This window comes from Methanimicrococcus hacksteinii (assembly GCF_032714515.1).
In the GTDB taxonomy this organism is placed as follows: domain Archaea; phylum Halobacteriota; class Methanosarcinia; order Methanosarcinales; family Methanosarcinaceae; genus Methanimicrococcus; species Methanimicrococcus hacksteinii.
Map to the genome: position 1 here is coordinate 32889 of NZ_JAWDKC010000025.1, position 19553 is coordinate 52441.

General features: G+C 45.6%; 9 protein-coding genes. 3 read left to right on the top strand and 6 right to left on the bottom strand.

All coding sequences use genetic code 11. The annotated features are described in order from the left end of the window. Window positions 1-105: 105 nt before the first annotated feature. Window positions 106-5997, bottom strand: coding sequence for an InlB B-repeat-containing protein (locus MmiAt1_RS07825; protein ID WP_318786329.1), 5892 nt, complete (start codon window positions 5995-5997; stop codon window positions 106-108). Window positions 5998-6352: 355 nt separating this feature from the next. On the opposite strand from MmiAt1_RS07825, the gene ileS reads away from it, so the two are divergent. Then, entirely contained in the window at window positions 6353-9535 is a 3183-nt protein-coding gene (gene ileS, locus MmiAt1_RS07830; RefSeq protein ID WP_318786330.1) for an isoleucine--tRNA ligase, read from the top strand. A gap of 159 nt (window positions 9536-9694) precedes the next feature. On the opposite strand, the gene MmiAt1_RS07835 is transcribed toward ileS, so the two are convergent. Then, a complete protein-coding gene (locus tag MmiAt1_RS07835) occupies window positions 9695-9931 on the bottom strand; it encodes a hypothetical protein (RefSeq protein WP_318786331.1) in 237 nt (78 codons plus the stop codon). A gap of 218 nt (window positions 9932-10149) precedes the next feature. On the opposite strand from MmiAt1_RS07835, the gene MmiAt1_RS07840 reads away from it, so the two are divergent. Beyond that, window positions 10150-12411, top strand: a complete 2262-nt coding sequence (locus tag MmiAt1_RS07840; protein ID WP_318786332.1) for a monovalent cation:proton antiporter family protein — start codon at window positions 10150-10152, stop codon at window positions 12409-12411. A 171-nt stretch (window positions 12412-12582) separates the two neighbouring features. On the opposite strand, the gene MmiAt1_RS07845 is transcribed toward MmiAt1_RS07840, so the two are convergent. The 3 genes from MmiAt1_RS07845 to MmiAt1_RS07855 all read right to left on the bottom strand — a co-directional run bounded on the left by MmiAt1_RS07845 (window position 12583) and on the right by MmiAt1_RS07855 (window position 17107). Continuing rightward, window positions 12583-12897: a hypothetical protein gene (locus MmiAt1_RS07845; RefSeq protein ID WP_318786333.1), complete on the bottom strand. Its 315-nt coding sequence runs from the start codon at window positions 12895-12897 to the stop codon at window positions 12583-12585. A gap of 311 nt (window positions 12898-13208) precedes the next feature. Further along, on the bottom strand, window positions 13209-15284 hold the full coding sequence (locus MmiAt1_RS07850) for an ABC transporter ATP-binding protein (RefSeq protein ID WP_318786334.1): 2076 nt from the start codon (window positions 15282-15284) through the stop codon (window positions 13209-13211). Beyond that, complete coding sequence (locus tag MmiAt1_RS07855; RefSeq protein WP_318786335.1) at window positions 15281-17107, bottom strand: ABC transporter ATP-binding protein; 1827 nt, start codon at window positions 17105-17107, stop codon at window positions 15281-15283. The genes MmiAt1_RS07850 and MmiAt1_RS07855 overlap by 4 nt, the downstream gene beginning before the upstream one ends. Window positions 17108-17385: 278 nt before the next feature. Here MmiAt1_RS07855 and MmiAt1_RS07860 point away from each other — a divergent pair, with 278 nt between their 5' ends. Next, window positions 17386-18147: a 6-hydroxymethylpterin diphosphokinase MptE-like protein gene (locus MmiAt1_RS07860; RefSeq protein WP_318786336.1), complete on the top strand. Its 762-nt coding sequence runs from the start codon at window positions 17386-17388 to the stop codon at window positions 18145-18147. Window positions 18148-18258: 111 nt separating this feature from the next. Here the strand turns inward: MmiAt1_RS07860 and MmiAt1_RS07865 are convergent, their stop codons facing one another. Further along, entirely contained in the window at window positions 18259-19536 is a 1278-nt protein-coding gene (locus tag MmiAt1_RS07865; protein WP_318786337.1) for a DUF373 family protein, read from the bottom strand. Between the last annotated feature and the right edge of the window lie 17 nt (window positions 19537-19553).

Consider the following 19553-nt stretch of genomic DNA (forward strand, 5'->3'; position numbering starts at 1 on the left):
CGATTTAATTTCAATTTAATTTTCAATTTAATTTTCAATTTAATTTTCAATTTAATTTTCAATTTAATTTTCAATTTAATTTTCAATTTAATTTCAGTTTAATTTTCAATTAAATTTTCCATCTGTTTGCTCACTTGTTTCATGATTCGTTTTCATATCATTTTTCATATCATTTTTCGTATCAGATTCCTCTTCTTCAAGCTCTCTTTGAACAAATACGAACACACAAACTGCTGTCAGGAACAGTAAAATAACAACCGTCTGCAGCATTTCGTTTCCGCCTTCCGGCGGCTCAGGATCAGGTGTTCCGGGATCGGGCGTTTCCGGTCCGGGCTCCGGCTCAGGTTCGGGGCCGGGGCCGGGACTCGGATCGGGTTCACTCGGGCTGACGGATCCCCCGCCCGTGCCGCCTCCCGAACCGCCGCCTGAGCCGCCGGAACTGTTATTTTCACTCCAGTCTGCGTAAATGCTCAAATCGCCCGTCATTTTCGGCCCGATTTGAGTGATTTCCTCGCTCAGCTTCGAATCTTTGTACCAGCCTTCAAACCGATAATTTTTCCGGGACGCGTTTTCGAGCACAATTGTCTCTTCAACCGTATAAGAAAGCGGATTATTATGTTCCGACGAATCGGCATTGACATAAGTAATTTTATAAACCGTCGGCTGATCACTGAAGACGGCCGTCAGGTCACGGTCGCGCGTCCGCTCCAAATCCGATTCGGCCGACTTTTGATGGAAATCATCCGGATAATAAGATTCCAAATCGGCAAAGATCAGCAAATCCGAATGAAGCAAAATATAATCAAGATCGCTTCTGACAAAAGAACTGCCGGAAACGCGGGTCACCGACGAAACTTCCGAAATAACCGCGCCCGTCTCGTTCTCCCAATGAAGGAAAAGATAGCCGGGCGCATCGGCGTCTTTTAACTTAAACGGCATATCCGAAACAGTATAACGAGACGGATTATTCGAAGAAGGGGTTGTCAGCAACGAGTCACCGCTTACGGTTTCAAACTCATAAATAATCGTATAAATAATTTCATCGTCACTGAAAATTGCCGTCAGCTCACGGTTGCCTGTGCTTCCCGCATCCAATGCGTTAATGACACTGCCGGTTTCATTTGTCCAGTACAAGAAAGCATAACCGGCCGCTTCCGCTGCATTCAGAACAACAGGCGTATCCGAAACGGAATAAGTTTTCGGATTGTCGGACGTTCCGAAAACAGCCAAAGGTTTGCCGCTTTTTGTTTTAAAAACATAATCAATCCTGTAAACAACTTCCTCATCATCAAATACGGCTGTCAGCATACGGTTCCCGAAGCTTCCGGCCGCCAGCTCCGAAATCACGGACTCGTCTTCATCCGCCCAATGCAGGAATTTGTAGCCCGGCGCATTTCCGGGACTCAAAACGACAGGCGTGTCAGATACCGTATATTTGTCCGGGTTTGATGACGAACCCGAAGTCATTAACGGCAAACCGCCCTTTGTTTTGAAATCATAAGTAATCGAATAAATGATTTCCGAATCATCAAAAACGGCCGTCAAAATCCGATTCCCTGTGCTTTGCGCATCCAAGCCGGAAATTTCCAGACCGTTTTCATCCGTCCAATAAAGGAAATTATACCCGTCGGCCGCCGCTTCCTTCAAAGTCAAAGGCGTATCTGAAACAGTATACGAAGACGGATTCAAAGAAGATCCCGGCGTTGACAAAGAATTGCCGAGTTCCGTTTTAAAAAGATACGAAATCTGATAGCGAAGCTCACTGTTGTTGAAAACGGCCGTCAGCTGCCGGCCCCCCGTGCTTCCTTTCTCAATCTCGGAAACAGCGGAATTTGTTTCATTCTTCCAATACATAAACTGATAGCCCGGCGCCTGAGCATCCTTTAAAACAATCGGCGTGTCCGAAACCGTGTAAGATCTCGGATTATCGGTTGATCCCGACGTTTTTAAAGGCTGTCCGTTTTCAGTTTCAAATTTGTAAGCAATTCCGAAAACCGACTCGTCGTCACTGAAAACAGCCGTCAGCTTGCGGCCGCCCGTGCTTCCGGCAGGAAGATCCGAAACAGCCGAGTTTGTTTCATCTTTCCAGTAAAGGAAAGAATAGCCGTCCGCCGTTGATGCGTTTAAAGCAAGCGGCGTATCCGAAACAGTATATGAAGCCGGATTATTGGAAAACGCCTGAACCGACAAAGGCTTACCGCTCATTGTTTCAAAAGTATACTCAATCTTGTAAACAACTTCGGCGTTGTTAAAAACAGCCGTCAGCGTCTTGCTTCCGGTGCTTCCCGCGGGAACAGCCGTAACAGAACCGTTTTCATCCGTCCACTGCATAAATGTGTAGCCGGGCGCCGACGCAGGTTTTAAAACAATCGGCGTCTCCGAAACCGTATATGTTTTCGGATTTTCTGTTGAGCCCGTCGTTTTCAAGGGGTTGCCGTTCTGCGTTTTAAATTCATAAATCAGCGAATAAATAACCTCACGGTCGCTGAAAACAGCCGTAAGTTCCCGGTTTCCGGTGCTTCCGGCATCCAGTTCGAAAAGAACAGACCCCGTTTCATTCTCCCAGTTCAAAAATGAATAACCGTCTGCAGATGCAGGCTTCAAAACCAAGGGTGTGTCCGATATTGTGTACGAATCAGGATTCGAAGAAGAACCGGTCTGCAGAATTTTTCCGCTCTCCGTTTCAAAACGATAGCGGATTTCATAAGATACTTCGGTGTCTTCAAACACCGCCGTTAACTTATAATTCTCTGCACTGCCTTTTTCAATTTCCGTGACAATTTCGCCGAGACTGTTCTCCCAATGCATGAAAGTATAGCCGGAAGCAGACGCGCTGTTTAAAACAAGAGGCGTGTCGGCGACCGTGTATGAGCCGGGATTATTGGAAAGACCCGACACCAATAAAGAACTGCCGCCCACCGTTTTGAAATCATAAACCAAAGAATAAACAATCAGACGGTCGCTGAAGACAGCCGTCAGCCGGCGCTCCCCCGTGCTGCCCGCCTCCAATCCGGAAACAGGCAAATTATTTTCATCCGACCAGCGAAGGAACGTATAACCCGGAGCAGATGCTGTTTTTAATGTCATCGGCGTATTCAAAACAGTATATTTATCGGGATTGTCAGAAGTTCCCTGAGTAACGAGATCTGCACCGCTTTCCGTTTTAAACGTATAATAAATCGAATATTCTGTCAAAACCCACTGCGCATACAAATCCGTATCTTCAATCATCTCCAATTCATCACCCGGAGAACAACTCAAACCGCTGCCGTCAGACTGTGTATTCCAATTTGAAAAATTGTAGCCGTCCCGTTTGAAAGAGGTTTCGGAATTGCTCAAAACGATATGCTTTTCCGGAGGCATCACCGGAACAGGCGCATAAACGCCGGATCCGCCGTTGGCTTTGTAATGAACAAAAACGGTGCCGTCCGACTCCCACTCGCCGTACAGGTGAATCGCATGAGTGACAGGCTCTTGGTCGATGTCATAAAGATCTGTTAACGCCGAATCCGAGTACCATTGAACAAAATTATGATACGGATAAACCGGCTCCAGCGCATTTAAATCCAAATCCGTCGAAACAGGCAGCCCATAACGAACATCTCCGCCGTTAATTGTTTGATTCAAGTCATTCCAATGAAGCGTCACCGAAAACGGACCGGTTTGCCCTTTCATTGTGACCGTTGTTTTATTGTTCCAAACCGAACCATTCCACTCAACCAAAGAAAAAGTGGTGTTGTTCAGCACTTCATCACCTGTATAATTTGAGGAAACCAAACGGTCCGCCGACTGAATCCAGCCGCCGGCATTGACCCACGCGGCGGCATTAAATCCGTTGTCGGAATCTGTGTCTTGGGACCAGTTATAAGACGGCGTTCCCGAAACGATGCCGGAGTCAGAGTCATAGCCGGCCGAATTCGGAATCATCCAATGTTTAATCTCGGTCATATTTGTCAGATTCAAATTGCCGCTGCTTGCGCTTCGGATGTTTAAGCCGCGGCCCGAGCCGGCATTATAAAATACGGCATTTTCGACGCGGTCGCCCCGAAGAGTGAAGACATTGGCGCTTGCGTTTGTCGTATTGCTCATCAGAGCGACGGAAATTTCCGAAAAATCGTCTGCCGTTAAATTGTTCATCTGCAGCGCGGTTCCGAATCCGTTGTTTACGATTTTTGCTTTTGCATACGGATTTAAAGTCAGGTTGGAAGCGTTAAACATCGCACTGTTGTTGCTGTTTCCCGTGACATTTAAATTGGAATAATCTTTCAGCAAAGCCGAGCCGCCGAGATTAAAAACTCTGTAGGCATTGCGGTGCGTTGTGAAAACCGTTAATTCGGAATCCTGATTCATTTCCAAATTGCCGGTGACATTCAGGAATGTAATGACCGGATTTCCCGAGCCTGCAATCGTTACCCGGCTGTTTTCTTCCAAAACCAAATCTTTGATTTTGGTTGCGGTAAACGTATTGTCGCAATTGGCATTGAAAACGGCGTTGCGGCCGACAATAACGCTGACACTCGGATCAAAATAAAAAATACCGCTGTATAATGAATCTGTGTTGTTGTTTTTGTATCTCAAATTCACAACGGCATCTTCTTCGATGACAACATCCTGCGTATAATCTCGGATCCAAAAGAACGAAACAATATCGCCTGTATTTGTTTTATAAGCCGTCACATTGCCCCGGAAAATGAGGCCGGACACTTCGCCGACTTCTCCCCAATAAGCGGGGCCGGCATCTCTTGAATCGTTTAAATTCAAAGTCAGTGATTTCGGGCTGCCGCTGATGTCTTCGTAATGAATGACGCCGTTATTTTTGTAGCGCGGGTCGTCAATGACAACTTCTGTGTCATCCAAGATATTCATGCCGTAATCGTTCCAAAAGAGCTGCGGGCCGACATAAAATGTGTTGCTGTAATGATTCGTGACATTTTTCGCGCCGTCTGAAACAAATATAAATCCGTAACCGTTTCCGCCGACCAAATAAGAATTCTGAATTTTCACTTCAAACGGAACCGTATTGGTGACACTTGCCCGAACAGCCATGACGGCAACCGTGTCATAAGCACTCGTGTGGAACCATTGAACCCATTTGTGCCAATACTCTTCGCGCGTTTCCTGGATGCCGATTTTTGCGCCGCTGAATGAACGGACGGTCGAGCCGTCAAAAATCAGACCGGATTTATTGAGATTGATGTCAAAACACGCATACTTCCGCGCTTCAAGATCATCGATTGTGGTCGGGGATTTTCTCATTTCGTTTTGATTGATGTCGCTGCCCAGCCAAATGTATGTGATGTGGTCATTCTTTTGGTTATTTCCCGGATTGGAAGAAGCCGTATAAAAAATGCCGGGGGTGTTGTAAACAATAACTTCTTTCAAATCAACGGATTTGCCGCTTTCGTCCGCGTAAGTTGTCTGATTCAAATCGCTGATTCCAATTCCAACGCCGCCGACGGCATATTCCCAGTCGGGCATGTCAAAGTAAAAATTAATTTCTCGAGTTGAACCGAATTCAATGTCAGCCGTCTCGCCGGATGCCTGACCGAATCCCGAAGACGAATCAGGCTGAAAGCTTGAATTGAGTTTCCAATTTTTCATTTTGGCCTGTTCTTGAAAATCTGCGGCTTGAACCGTCACAGAACTTTCAGAGCTCTGCGGCTCAACGTAATATGTTTTGTATAAAGCCGCCTTTTCGTTCAGATTTCCGGGAAGACTGTTATCCGCCGTCAGCTCTTTTGTAATTTGATAGAGATGAACAGGAACGCTGCCGATGCCGTATTCTTCGCCCAGCGTTTCTTCAAACGACCGGTGCCATTGATCCGCAAAATAAAATGTGATTCCTGCCGTGTCATTTGTCAGCGACCGGAGCACATCGGGTGCCAATTCGCTCCTCAAATGAAACGGATCGCCGGCAGCTGCTGCGCCTGTATTTGAAAGAAGAACGACCGCCGACAAAAAGATGAAAAAAACGAAAAGATAACTTGTTTGCTTCATTGTTTAAATTGCCCCTTGCCCATTAAAAATTGAAATCAAATAAAAAAATAAAATTGGATTTTAGATAATATATTATTATACAAATTATATATATGTATTGATTTTAAATATTGATTTCAAATTTTGGTTTCAAATTTTGAATTTTTCGTTTTAAAAACAAAATCTCGAAATATTTTTAAGATAAGGGCGTGTTTGTTCACATCTTATATCACGACATATAAATTTGAAATCACAGGACGGATTCGAAAAATCGTCATCCTGTAATCTGTTTTAAATAAACTTTAAAATCAGAATTTTGAATTTATTGAATTATTATTCATCATCTTAAACTTATTAATGAAATCGAGGACAATTCATGCTTCAGGAAATACCCGAGAAATATGAAACCCAAAAGGTTGAAGAACAAATCAATCAATTTTGGAATGAGACGGACGCGTATCATAAAACGCGCGAGGGAAGAAAGAACGGAAAGAAATTTTTCTTTGTGGACGGGCCGCCGTATACGACCGGACACATTCACATGGGAACGGCCTGGAACAAAGTCATTAAAGACTCTATTTTAAGATACAGATCCATGAGCGGCGACGCCGTTACGGACACGCCCGGCTGGGACATGCACGGCCTGCCGATTGAAGTGAAAGTCGAAGAAAAACTCGGTTTCCAAACCAAAAAAGACATTGAAACATTCGGCGTCGGCAACTTCATTCAGGAATGCAAGTCATTCGCGATTGAAAAGAAAGGCGACATGACCGACCAATTCAAAGCGCTCGGTATTTGGATGGACTGGGACAATCCGTACATGACGCTTAAAGACGAATACATCGAAGCCGCCTGGTGGGTGATTCAAAAAGCGCATGAAAAAGGACTTTTGGAAGAAGGAAAACGTGTCGTTAACTGGTGCCCGCGCTGCGAGACCGCAATTGCCGACTCCGAAGTCGAATACATGGACCGCGACGACGCTTCCATTTACGTTAAATTCCCGATCAAAGGCGAAACCGATGCTTATGTCGTGATTTGGACGACAACGCCCTGGACCATCCCGTCCAACGTTGCCGCAGCCGTCCATCCGGATGCCGAATACGCATTTGTCAAAGCGACACGCGAAGACGGCAAAGTTGAAACGCTTCTCATCGGCAAGGAAAGCATTCCGCTCATCATGAAAAGAGGAAAATACACCTCTCACGAAATTCTGGAAACGAAAAAAGGCGCTGACCTTCAGGGTTTGGAATATATGGCGCCGCTGGCCGAAGAAGTTCCGGCGCAGGCTGAAATGGCGCACGCCGTTTATCCGGCGGATTACGTTTCTTTGGACAACACGGGCATTGTTCACATCGCGCCCGGACACGGTTTGGACGACTTTAATGTCGGCACAAAATACGGTCTGCCGATTTTCTGCCCCGTCGGCCCGAACGGTTCTTACACCAAAGAAGCCGGCAAATACGCGGGAATGAACATCCGCGACGCCAATGAAATTATCATTGAAGATTTGAAAAACAAAGATTTGCTGCTTTCACAGGGCAAAATCAATCACAGATACGGACACTGCTGGCGCTGCAAAACGCCGATCATCTATCTGGCCACCGAGCAGTGGTTCTTAGATGTCGGACAGATTAAAAATGAGATGCTGGACGCCATTGACAATGACATTGAATGGACGCCCGAGTGGGCCGGATCCGCCCGCTTCAGAGACTGGGTGGCAGACGCCCGCGACTGGTGCATTTCCCGCCAGCGCTATTGGGGCATTCCCGTTCCGATCTGGACATGTCCGGACTGTAAGCAGCGCGTCGTTTTCGGCACAAAACAGGAATTAATTACAAAAGCGCACCTGACCGGAGACATTGAGCTCCACCGCCCGTATGTCGACGAAGTTGTTTTGGACTGTGAATGCGGCGGCAAAATGGTGCGCAGCAAAGACGTTTTTGACGTTTGGTTTGATTCGGCCGTTGCTTCTTTCGCAACACTCGGCTTCCCCGGCAGAACGGACGAATTTGAAAAGATGTGGCCGGCAGACTTCATTACGGAAGGACACGACCAAACCCGCGGCTGGTTTTATTCCCAGCTCGGTGCATCCATCGCGGCATTTGATAAAACGCCGTACAAAAGCGTTTTGATGCACGGCTTTACGATGGATAAAGACGGGAAAAAGATGTCAAAAAGTCTCGGAAATATTGTGACGCCCGATGAAGTGATTGAAAAATACGGCGCCGACGTTCTCCGCGCCTATTCGCTTTCGTCGAGCGCGCCGTGGGACGATTTGAAATTCGTTTGGGACGACGTCGCCACCGTCAACAGAACCGTCAACATTCTTTGGAACGTTTACAAATTCCCGCTGCCTTACATGATTTTGGACAATTTCAACCCGCTTGAACATCCGGCAGAATCATTGATCGGCAGCATGCGCGAAGAAGACAAATGGATTCTTTCCCGCCTGCAGTCAACCGTTTCTGAAATGACGGAAGCGATGGATGAAAAGATGCTTCACAAAGCTGTCCGCAGTTTGTTCAATTTCATTTTGGAAGACTTGTCCCGCTGGTACATTCAGCTCATCCGCCCGAGAACATGGACGGAGGCAAACGATCCCGATAAATTGGCCGTTTACGCCGTGCTTTACGAGACATATGTAACGATTGCCAAGCTTTCCGCGCCGTTCATGCCGTATTTGGCCGAAACGATGTATCAGAATCTGGTGAAAAACATTGACGAAAGCGCGCCGCTTTCCGTTCACATGAACGACTGGCCGGCCGTAAAAGAGATTTTCACGGACAAGGAAATGGAAGAGCACATGGAAATCGTCAGAGAAGTTGTCGAAGCTTCTTCAAACGCCCGCCAAAAAGCAGGCCGCAAGCTGAGATGGCCGATTTCAAGAATCGTCGTTGTTCCGAACGATGAGAACGTGGCCGCTGCGCTGATGCATTTGAAAGACGTTTTGCTGGAGCAGACCAATTCCAAAGATGTGGAAGTGCTTGCCGTCGGCGAGGCCTGGAAAGATTTGGACGTTCAGATGACGCCGAACCAAAGCGTTCTCGGCCCGACATTCAAGCAGGATGCCAAAAAAGTCGCCGACGCGCTCATTGAAGCCGGCGCCAAATCTTTGAAAGAAGTGTTTGACCGCGTCGAAGAAATGGAGCTCACCCTGGCCGACGGAACAGCCGTCACAATCACGGCCGACATGGTTGTTTTTGAAGAACTGATTCCCGAAGGAATCGCCGGAAGCGAGTCCGACTGCGGCATGGTTTATGTCGACGCAAAGCTCACCAAAGAATTGGAAGCGGAAGGCTACACCCGTGAAGTGGTCCGCAGAATCCAAGACATGAGAAAAGAACTTGATTTGGCCGTCGACGATCAAATTTCAGCCGCCGTTGAAATCAAAGACGCCCGCGTTTCCGATTTGCTCAAAGAAATGACCGGTACAATCGCAAATGAAGTCCGTGCCGGCGAATTAACATTGAACTCCGGAGCCCCTGCGGGCGATTTGGTAAAAGATTGGGATATTGAAGGCATTCAAATCACAATCGGCATTTCCGAAAAGAAAGCGTAAAGCTTTCTTTCATCTTTTTTTTGTTTTTATTTCCATTTTTATTTCGGCTTGATTTCTGTTTTATTTTCAAAAAACAGACCTGATTTTCGGATTCTATTTTTATTTGTGTGACAACTTCTTTTTTAATTCAAAAACGGGTTCAACTTTTTGGATTTGATTTTAAAAACGGAGCAGCTCGCGCGCGGGAACGCGGCAGCAGACAGCGGCAACGGCGGCAGTAGCAGACAGCGGCAACGGCGGCAGTAGCAGACAGCGGCAACGGCGGCAGCAGCCGACAGGCCGGCAAGTCGGCAACTGTATTGCAGAAACAGTAAGGTAACAGCGGAACGAAACAGTAAGGTAATCTGTGCCCACGCTCGCGTAGCGAGCGGATGTGATAAAAATGAGATGATACACATGAAACAAACGTACACAGATAGCGATAAAGACAGACACAACAGAAGCAGATGGCAGCAGAAGCAAACAGGATTTGATTGTAAACTCCCTTTAAATGTAAACCAAACAGGGAAATATTTTTAATTTATTTTTATCTATATTGAAAAGTTACTTTAAATTTTAAATGTAAACCGGATATTTGACAATATTTATTTTTTGAAGATAGGGGAGTCACCGTTATGTCGATGGAATTATCGCCGCTGATTATGGATTTAGCATTGATTTTAATTGCCGCGGGTGTTATGACGCTGGTGTTCAAGCGTTTCAAACAGCCGCTGGTTTTGGGCTATATCGTTGCCGGGCTGCTGATCAGCGGATATTTGGCCGGATATTTGCCTGAAAACATCGGTCAATATATTCCATCCATATCGGATTCGGAAAATATTGCCGTGTGGGCGGACATCGGTGTCATTTTCCTTCTCTTCGGTCTCGGTTTGGAATTCAGTTTTAAAAAATTAATGAAAGTCGGCGGAACGGCATCCATTACGGCAGTGACCGAAGTTGTTTCAATGCTTGTCATCGGCTTTGCCATCGGCTATTTAATGGGCTGGAATTACATGGACAGTTTGTTTTTAGGTTCCATGCTCGCGCTTTCATCCACAACGATTATCATCAAAGCTTTTGAAGATCTGAAACTTCGGGGACAGAAATTCACAAACGTCGTTTTCGGCGTTTTGGTCGTGGAAGATTTAATCGCGATTTTAATGATGGTTCTGCTCCCGGCAATTGTTCTCGCACAGTCATCCCTCGGAATTGAGCTCATTGAAAGCGTCGGAAAAATGGTTTTCTTCCTGGTTTTAGTGTTTATTGCCGGCATTTACATTTTGCCGACAGTTTTCAAATACATCCGCAAATACATGAATGATGAAACCCTTTTAATCGTCGGCATCGGACTGTGTCTCGGAATGGTTGTTCTTTCTGTTGAAGCTCACTTCTCATCCGCGCTCGGCGCGTTTATTATGGGATCCATTCTCGCGGAAACCATTGACGGTGAAAAAATCGAACACGTCACAAAACCGATTAAAGATTTATTCGGCGCCGTTTTCTTCGTGTCCGTGGGCATGATGCTTGACCCGCAAGTTTTGGTTGACTACGCCGGCCCGATTGTCATTATCACACTTGCAACAATTCTCGGAAAAGCTTTCTTCTCCAGTTTCGGCGTTTTGATTTCCGGCCAGAATTTGAAAGTTTCCATGCAGTCCGGATTTTCACTCGCGCAAATCGGAGAATTCGCATTTATTATCGCTGCTCTCGGTTTAAGTCTGAAAGTCACAAGCGATTTCCTTTATCCGGTTGTCATTGCGGTTTCCGTGATTACAACATTCACGTCTCCGTATATGATTAAGTATTCCGACCGCGCTTATGAAGCGTTTAACAAAATATTGCCGGCGCGCGCCCGCGACTTTTTGAATAATTACGGATCGGGCAGCAAAACAATTAACAAAGACAACACATGGAAAAAAGTTCTTAAAACCAATATTTTTGTCGTCGTTATTTACGGCATTCTTTTGGCGGCGATTGCCCTTTTATCCGTGATGTATTTGTCCCCGTTCATCAAAGGGCACATCGGCGGCTGGCAGGGATCGTTAATTTCCGTTGTGATTACGCTGCTCGTCATGGCGCCTTTCCTCAGTGCGCTTTTAATGAGCAAATTGAAAACCAAAAACTTTGAAACGCTTTGGAACGACCCGACTTTCAAGAAAGGCTATTTGGTTTCTTTGATGCTGGTCCGCTTCATTATTGCCGCTTTGGTTGTCAGCTATGTGATTTTCATAGAATTCACGTCCAAAGCCGGTATGATTGCCGTGTTTGTCATCTTCGCGATTTCATTTGCGCTTTGGTCAAAGACGCTTCAGAAGCAGTACACCAAATTCGAAGACCGTTTCATGCAGAACTTAAACGAACGCAGCGTCAGCAAACTCAAAACAGAAGCTGATGTCTCGGCGCTTGAAAATATTCACATGGACACCTTTGAAGTGACCCCGACGTCCCCGGTCATCGGAAAAACACTTGCCGAACTGGATTTCAGAAGAAAATACGGCGTCAATGTCGTTTCAATCATCCGGGGCGACCAGCGCTACAACATCCCCGGCGGCAGTGTCCGCATTTATGCCTGGGACAAGATCATCGTTCTCGGAACCGACGAGCAGATGGACGCTTTCGGCCGGGAAATCGAAGACCACTCTTTGGAGCCTGAAAAGAAAGACGAAACAGAAGTCATCCTTCAGCAGTTTGTCGTGGAAGACAACTCCCCGCTCCTCGGAAAACCGCTTTGCGACTGCGCCATCCGCGACAAATCCGAATGCCTGGTTGTCGGCGTTGAGCGCGACGAAGAAATCATCATGAACCCCGACGGCAAATTTGTATTCCACGAAGGCGACATCGTTTCCGTCGTCGGCGAAAAAGAAAAAGTCAGAAATCTTTGCTGCGTGATCACATAATAAAAATGTAAAATAGAACCTATAAAATATCAAAAAACAACAGCGGTTTGAATCAAAGAATTCAAACCGCCCCTTCTTTTTTCTCTTTTCTTTTTTTCCGCATACCGCCGGTATAAAATTTCGATTAAAAACCGGGTTCGTTTTTGATTTATTTTTTGAAATCTGCCCCGCTCACGCGCGCGGCGGCAGCAGCAACGACAGAAGCAGCGGCAGCAAAAAGCAGAAGCAAGGCCTGCAAAGCAGCGACTGTATTGCAAAAACAGTAAGGTAGCGGCAGCAAACAGAAACAGTAAGGTAGCGGCAGCAAACAGAAACAGTAAGGTAGCGGCAGCAAACAGAAACAGTAAGGTAGCGGCAGCAAACAGAAACAGTAAGGTAGCGGCAGCAAACAGAAACAGTAAGGTAACGGCGGCAAACGGAAACAGTAAGGTAATCTGTGCCCACGCTCGCGTAGCGAGCGGATGTGATAAAAATGAGATGATGCATATGGAAACAGCAAAGCAGATGGAAGCAGCAGAGCAAATAAAAGCAGCAGAGCAAATGGAAGAAGCCGAACAAATGGAAACAACAGAGTAAACGGAAGCAGAACAGACAACAGCAGTAAATCAGCCAGATTTAAAAAAGGTAGCAGAAGTCTAAAAAATAATAAAACGAACAATAACAAATTTACAGATTTATTCAAATTTCAAAAATCAAAAATACAACTTTTTGATTAACTGAAATAAGTTAAAAAATATTCGATTTGACAATTTGGATTAATTATATCAAAATATATAACGATTTTTAAGATTTTATCATTAAGAATGAACCGTCGAATTTTTGCGGCTTGAAATTTTCTTTTCAACCTGTTCAAAAGTTTCATCCAGATTTGCGCTGCTGAACTGGCTGTTGTAAAGCATGGCATAAAAGCCGTCTGCCGCCATTAATTCATCATGGTTTCCGCGCTCAATGATTTCGCCTTTGTTGATCACCAAAATCAAATCCGCGTTTTTAACAGTCGAGAGGCGGTGCGCAATCACAAAGCTCGTTCTGCCCTTCATCAGCGTTGCCATCGCGTCTCTGATGTGAACCTCGGTCAGCGTGTCGACGTTGCTTGTCGCCTCGTCTAAGAGCAGAATAACAGGATCTGAGAGGAATGCGCGGGCAATGGTCAGCATCTGCTTCTGACCTTCGGAAATGTTGGAAGCATCTTCGTTAATGACCGTATCGTATCCGTTCGGCAGCCTTCGGATGAAAGCGTCGGCGTACGCGGCTTTTGCGGCTTGAATAATTTCATCATCAGATGCTTCTTCATTTCCGTAAGCAATATTTTCGCGAACAGTGCCGTTAAACAGCCACGGCGTTTGAAGAACCATGCCGAACATATCTCTTAAATCATGACGCTTCAGATTTGTGATATCAATATCATCAATTAAAATCCGGCCGCCGCCGATTTCATAAAACCGCATCAGCAAATTCAAAATCGTCGTCTTTCCGGCACCCGTCGGACCGACAATCGCAACCGATTCGCCCGGATAAATCGTCAGATTCAAATCCCGAATGACAGGCTTTTCCGGCTCGTAGCCGAAAGAAACGTGGTCGAAAACAACCGCACCTCTCGGATTAACAGCATCTTCGGCATAAGGCGAATCGGGAAGTTCTTCCGCTTCGTCCAGAATTTCAAAGACGTGTTCGGCCGCCGCAAGTGTTGACTGAATCGTATTAATCACGGTTGAAATCTGCGTAATCGGCTGCGTAAACTGCTTGGAATAAAGAATAAACGACTGAACATTTCCGATATTCATCGACCCTGCCAAAACAAACAGACAGCCGACGATACAAACAATCACATAGCCGATATTCTGAACGGAAAACAGAACCGGCATCGCAATGCCTGAAATAAACTGCGACTTCCACCCGACATCATACAAATCATCATTGATGCCGTCAAACTTTTCCGACGCTTTTTGTTCCCGGCCGAACGCTTTAATGATTTTGTGCCCCGTGTACATCTCTTCGACATGACCATTCAAATCCGCCGTAATCTCCTGCTGCTTCTTAAAATACGGCTGGGATTTGCTGACAATCATTTTTGTCAAAACCGCCGAGATCGGCAAAATCAGGAAACAGATAAGCGTCAGCAGCGGATTCAAATACAGCATAATCAGAATAATCCCGAGAAGCGTCACGGATGCCGTAATCAGCTGAACAACGCCCTGCTGAAGCGTATTGCTGATCGTATCCACATCGCTTAAAATCCGGCTCATGATTTCGCCGTGCGTATGCGTATCATAATATTTCAGCTGCAGCCGCGACAATTTGGAGCCGACTTCCGAACGCAAGTCGGAAACAACTTTCTGCGTCACGCCCGCTATAATATACTGCTGGAAGTAAGCAAACACAGAACTGCCGACATACAGCCCGAGCAGAAGAAGAAGCAAAGTTGTCACGGCCGAAAAGTCAATCGAAATTTGACTGCTGTACCCGCCGCTTCCGACACTGCTGCCGCCGCCGTTGCTGCCGATGCCGCCACTGCTGCCATTGACACTGCCACTGATATTGCCGACAGTTTCGACAGCGCCTTCAAATAAAACATTGATAATGTCACCGATAATCAGCGGCGCCAAAACCGTAAAAGCCGTGCTCAAAACGGCTAAAATCAAAACAACCGCAATCCCTGTCCGATGCGGCTTCAAATACCCGAGCAGCCGGTTTAATGTTGTCCTGAAGTTTTTCGGCTTTTCAACGGTTCCGAGAAATCCCGGACCCTGTCCCGGACCGTTCGGACCTCTTCTTTTTCGTCCCGTAAACGTACGGTTTTGAGATTGAGAAGAGGAGGAGGAAAATGACGACGAAGGCGACGACGAAGACGAAGACGGCTTTGAAGAGCTCATTCTGCTGTCTCCGTGTTGTCTGTTTGAGATTCAGTTTCTTGAAGTGAGCCTTGAGATGAATCCGGGGAAACAGCTTCTTGCGATGCCGCAATTTCTCTGTAAACTTCACAATTGGCCGTCAGCTCGGCATCCGTTCCGATGCCGGCAATTTCGCCGTTATCCAAAACAATAATTTTGGAAACATTTTTAATTGTGGCAACGCGCTGCGCGACAATGAGAACGGCGGCGTCTTTGACTTCTGCCCGAAGCGCGTTTCTGAGATCGGCATCTGTTTTATAGTCCAGCGCCGAAAAATTATCGTCAAATATGTAAATTTCGGGGCGCCTGACAATGGCGCGCGCGATGGTCAGCCTCTGCTTCTGGCCGCCGGAAATGTTTGTGCCGCCCTGAGAAATGTAAGAATGGATTCCTTCGTCCATGTTTTCAACAAATTCGGAGGCTTGGGCGATTTCAAGCGCTTTCCAGATTTCTTCTTCCGTTGCGTCTTCTTTGCCGTAGCGGATGTTTTCGGCAATCGTTCCCGAAAAAAGAACCGCCGTCTGCGGCACAAAGCCGATTTTTCGGCGCAGTTCGGATTGGGGAACGTCTCTGACATCGATGCCGTCTGCGCAAACCGAACCGTCGGCAACATCATAAAAGCGCGGCACCAAGCTGATTAAAGAAGTTTTTCCCGAACCCGTGCCGCCGATGAGCGCTGCCGTTTCGCCGCGCCGAACGGAAAAAGAAATATTTTTCAAAATCAACTCTTCGGAATCGGAATAACGGAAAGAAACATTTTTGAATTCAACAATCGGAACAGTTGAAATGTTTTCGGGTTTTGAAAGGCTTTCAGATTCTGAAATCGTTTCAAATTCTGCCGTCGTTTTCGGATCCGGAATCGTGTCATCCGTGTTCAAAACTTCCAAAATGCGGTCGGCGGAAACTTTGGCGCGCGGGATAATTATGAAAATAAACGAAACCATGACGACTGACATCATAATCATTGTCACGTACTGAATAAATGCCATCATGTCGCCGACGGTCAAATTCGCGGTTTCGATTCTGAAGCTTCCGAACCACAAAACGGCGATGGTCGCCAAGTTCATTAAGAAAAGCATTCCTGGGAAGAGGATAGCAACAATCCGGTTGACTTTTAATGAAACGGCGGTCAAATCCGCGTTTGCCGCTTCGTATTGGCGCGACGCCGCTTCTTCTTTGTTAAAAGCGCGGATGACGCGAACGCCGGTCAGCCGTTCCCGCAAAATGCGGCTGACATTGTCCAGCTGCTTCTGCATTTCCTGAACGCTCGGAATGATTTTTCGGGAAACAAAATAAACAAAAACCGCAAGCACCGGAATAACCAGCAAAACGACAAGCGACAAATAAATGTCTTTGCTGAGCATCAGCAAAATGCTGCCGAGAAACGTCAAGGGCGCGACGACAACGACGCGAAGCATCATCATAATAACATTTTGGAGTTGGTTGACATCATTCGTTGTTCGGGTGACAAGCGTTGACGTTCCGAAGCGGTCAAATTCTTCCAGCGAAAAACGGTCGATTTTATCAAAAAGATCTTTCCGAAGAAGTTTTGAAAAATCGGCGGACGCCCGGGACGTGAAAAAACCCGCGGCGATTGAAAAAATCATACTGAAAACGGTAATGACAAGCATGTAGGCGCCCATTTCGTAAATGTAATCAATGTTGCCGCCGACAATACCGACATCAACCATTTTTGCCATTAAATCCGGGAGCAGAAGCTGCGTCAAACATTGCAGGAAGATCAAAAAAACAGCCGCCGCTACAATAAAGCGGTAAGGAAGCAGATATTTTACCAGTTTTTGCATTTGCCCGATCCGTCCGTTTTCATAAGATTCGTAAGATAATAAGTTAATGATTCGTAAGATGATTCATAAGATGATTCATAAGATGATTCGTAAGATGATTCATAAGATAATAAGTAAGATAACAAAATTATAAAATTAATATAGATATAAATTCGAATGAATAATAAAGTATTTACAAGTATATAAAATTCAAAATCATTTCGCCGACAAAAATTTAATTACAAACAGCGAACAGATATTTGACAGATAAACCAAAATAATTCAAAAAAGGCATAAAAATGAATTACAATGAATGGGAACCGTTGTACCGGATTGTTTTGAACCGTTTCGGCTTTTCGGAAGGCGCGGATATGAAAACAGCGGAATGGTTTTCAAATATTTATGCCGCCGTTCAGTCGGGGAATCATTTTTTAAAAAATGAAAAAACTTTAAAAAATGAAAAAACCGCCGTTCAAACATCAATTGAAACGCTGAAAAATAAAATTGCCGGCAAAAACATTGTTGTCTGCGGCAACGCGCCTTCTTTAAACGACGAATATTTGTCTTTCCAAAAAGAAAACGCGGCCGGAAATGAGATTTATATTGCCGCTGACGGCGCAGCTTCTGTTTTGCTGAAACACGGAAAAGTGCCCGACATCATCGTGACCGATTTGGACGGCAAACATCCGAACGACGCGATTAAAGAAATCGAAGCCGCCGACAAAGGCGCTTTGCTTTTGATTCACGCGCACGGCGACAATTTGGACAAACTGGAAAAATATTATCCCGCGTTCGCGGAAAAAATGAAAGAAGGATTCGTCATTCCGACATGCCAATGCCGGCCGCCTGAAAATCTTTTGAATTTCGGCGGTTTTACAGACGGCGACCGCTGCATTTTTTTAGCGGCAGAATTTTCCGCGGCCGAAATCCTGCTTCTCGGATTTGATTTCAAAGACCCAGATGTCACCCCGATGAAAAAGAGAAAATTGGAATGTGCAGAACGGTTTGTTCATCTTCTTCAGCAGAAATACCCGAGCCGAATCAAGTTTTTCAAAAAATGAAAATTTAAAAAATCAAAATGAAAAAAAACCAAAATGAAAGAAGTTCAATCAAAAATGAAGAAGTTCAAAAATGAAAAATTTAAAAAATAAAATGAACCGGAAACCCCGAAATTAATCATTTTTGTCTCGGATTCCGATTTTAATTTTGACGGGGTCGGAAGGAATTTCTTCATCTTCTTTGTCATCGTCTTCTGTTTCTTCTTCGTCAAAATCGGTTTCATCTTTGACGGTAATTGTTTTTTCTGTTTTCGGCTTTTCTTTTTTCTTTGAACTCTTGGATGTTTCTTCGTTTTCATCTTCGGACGCTTCCGAATTATTATTTTGAGTCGCCGAGAAATAAATGCCGACAAGCGCGATGAGAACGGCTAAAACGATGCTGTAAATGAAATAAACGACGGGGAAAGAATATCCGGTCTCGGGCATCGTCACCGACAAAGCATAGCTTCCCGCGCTCCAGAAAAGCAAAGTTCCCGAAAGCGTGAACAGCATTTCAACAATTAAACCCTGATAATCTTCTTTGGCATAAATCCGGTCAAAGATTTTTCCGAGCAAATAAACAAAGATGGCGCCGGCATACCAAAGAACGGCTTTTTTAATAAAAAGCGAAACGAGCGGGAGAAATCCGTAATAACTGACTTCACTGAAATTGGAAATATTCCAGACGCTGACCGCGCCGATAATCGTTCCGATAATCAAAAGCAAAATCGCCGCAATCGTTGTGACGAACGAAAGCTGATGCGCATGGAATGATTTTTTGAGTTCGCGCCAGCTGAGAAGGAATCTGTCGTTCAGCGAATAAGCGCGCAGAATCATATAGCCGCCGACCACCAAAAACGTGCCGATAATGGCCCATTGCGGGTTGCTGGTCGCCATCGCAAGCGCGTAAATAATCAGCGCCAAGCCGATCGGGACAAAAAATGTCTGAAGGAATTTCGGATCTTTCAGGAAATTCTTAATCATGTAGTACGTGCTTTCCAAATTCTCGCTCTGCATGACGATAATTCTTTGAACAGAATCCACTTTGACACGGGACTGGACCAAAGGAATTAAAGATTCGTCTTCAACGCCGTCGGATACGAAAATCGCGCTTTTGACATCCTGTTTTTCCAAAAAATCGTCCAGCTGGTCGGCAATTTTTTTATCCGAAATGGTGCCGACATTCTTGTCGCCCGCAAAAGAAACAATTTCGGCGTCAACGCCGAGACTGCGCAGCTCATCCAAAATACGGATGCCGCCGAAAATCGTGTTGGTGTCCGAATCTTCCGGATCAACCGTCGCCAAACTGACGGCCGCCGCAATATTTGCACCGCGCCCGACAACCGGCGTTATCACTTTCGCTTTTTCGCCGAGATCATTGTCCCGATCAATACAAATGACAAGCGTATCCATTTTTTATTCAGTCCCGG

Excerpts from the sequence above, each read along its gene's own strand:
- MmiAt1_RS07860 (WP_318786336.1), top strand. The coding sequence starts at position 17,386 with ATGAATTACAATGAATGGGAACCGTTGTACCGGATTGTTTTGAACCGT.
- MmiAt1_RS07845 (WP_318786333.1), bottom strand. The coding sequence starts at position 12,897 with ATGCATCATCTCATTTTTATCACATCCGCTCGCTACGCGAGCGTGGGC.
- MmiAt1_RS07865 (WP_318786337.1), bottom strand. The coding sequence starts at position 19,536 with ATGGATACGCTTGTCATTTGTATTGATCGGGACAATGATCTCGGCGAA.
- MmiAt1_RS07855 (WP_318786335.1), bottom strand. The coding sequence starts at position 17,107 with ATGCAAAAACTGGTAAAATATCTGCTTCCTTACCGCTTTATTGTAGCG.
- ileS (WP_318786330.1), top strand. The coding sequence starts at position 6,353 with ATGCTTCAGGAAATACCCGAGAAATATGAAACCCAAAAGGTTGAAGAA.
- MmiAt1_RS07825 (WP_318786329.1), bottom strand. The coding sequence starts at position 5,997 with ATGAAGCAAACAAGTTATCTTTTCGTTTTTTTCATCTTTTTGTCGGCG.
- MmiAt1_RS07840 (WP_318786332.1), top strand. The coding sequence starts at position 10,150 with ATGTCGATGGAATTATCGCCGCTGATTATGGATTTAGCATTGATTTTA.
- MmiAt1_RS07850 (WP_318786334.1), bottom strand. The coding sequence starts at position 15,284 with ATGAGCTCTTCAAAGCCGTCTTCGTCTTCGTCGTCGCCTTCGTCGTCA.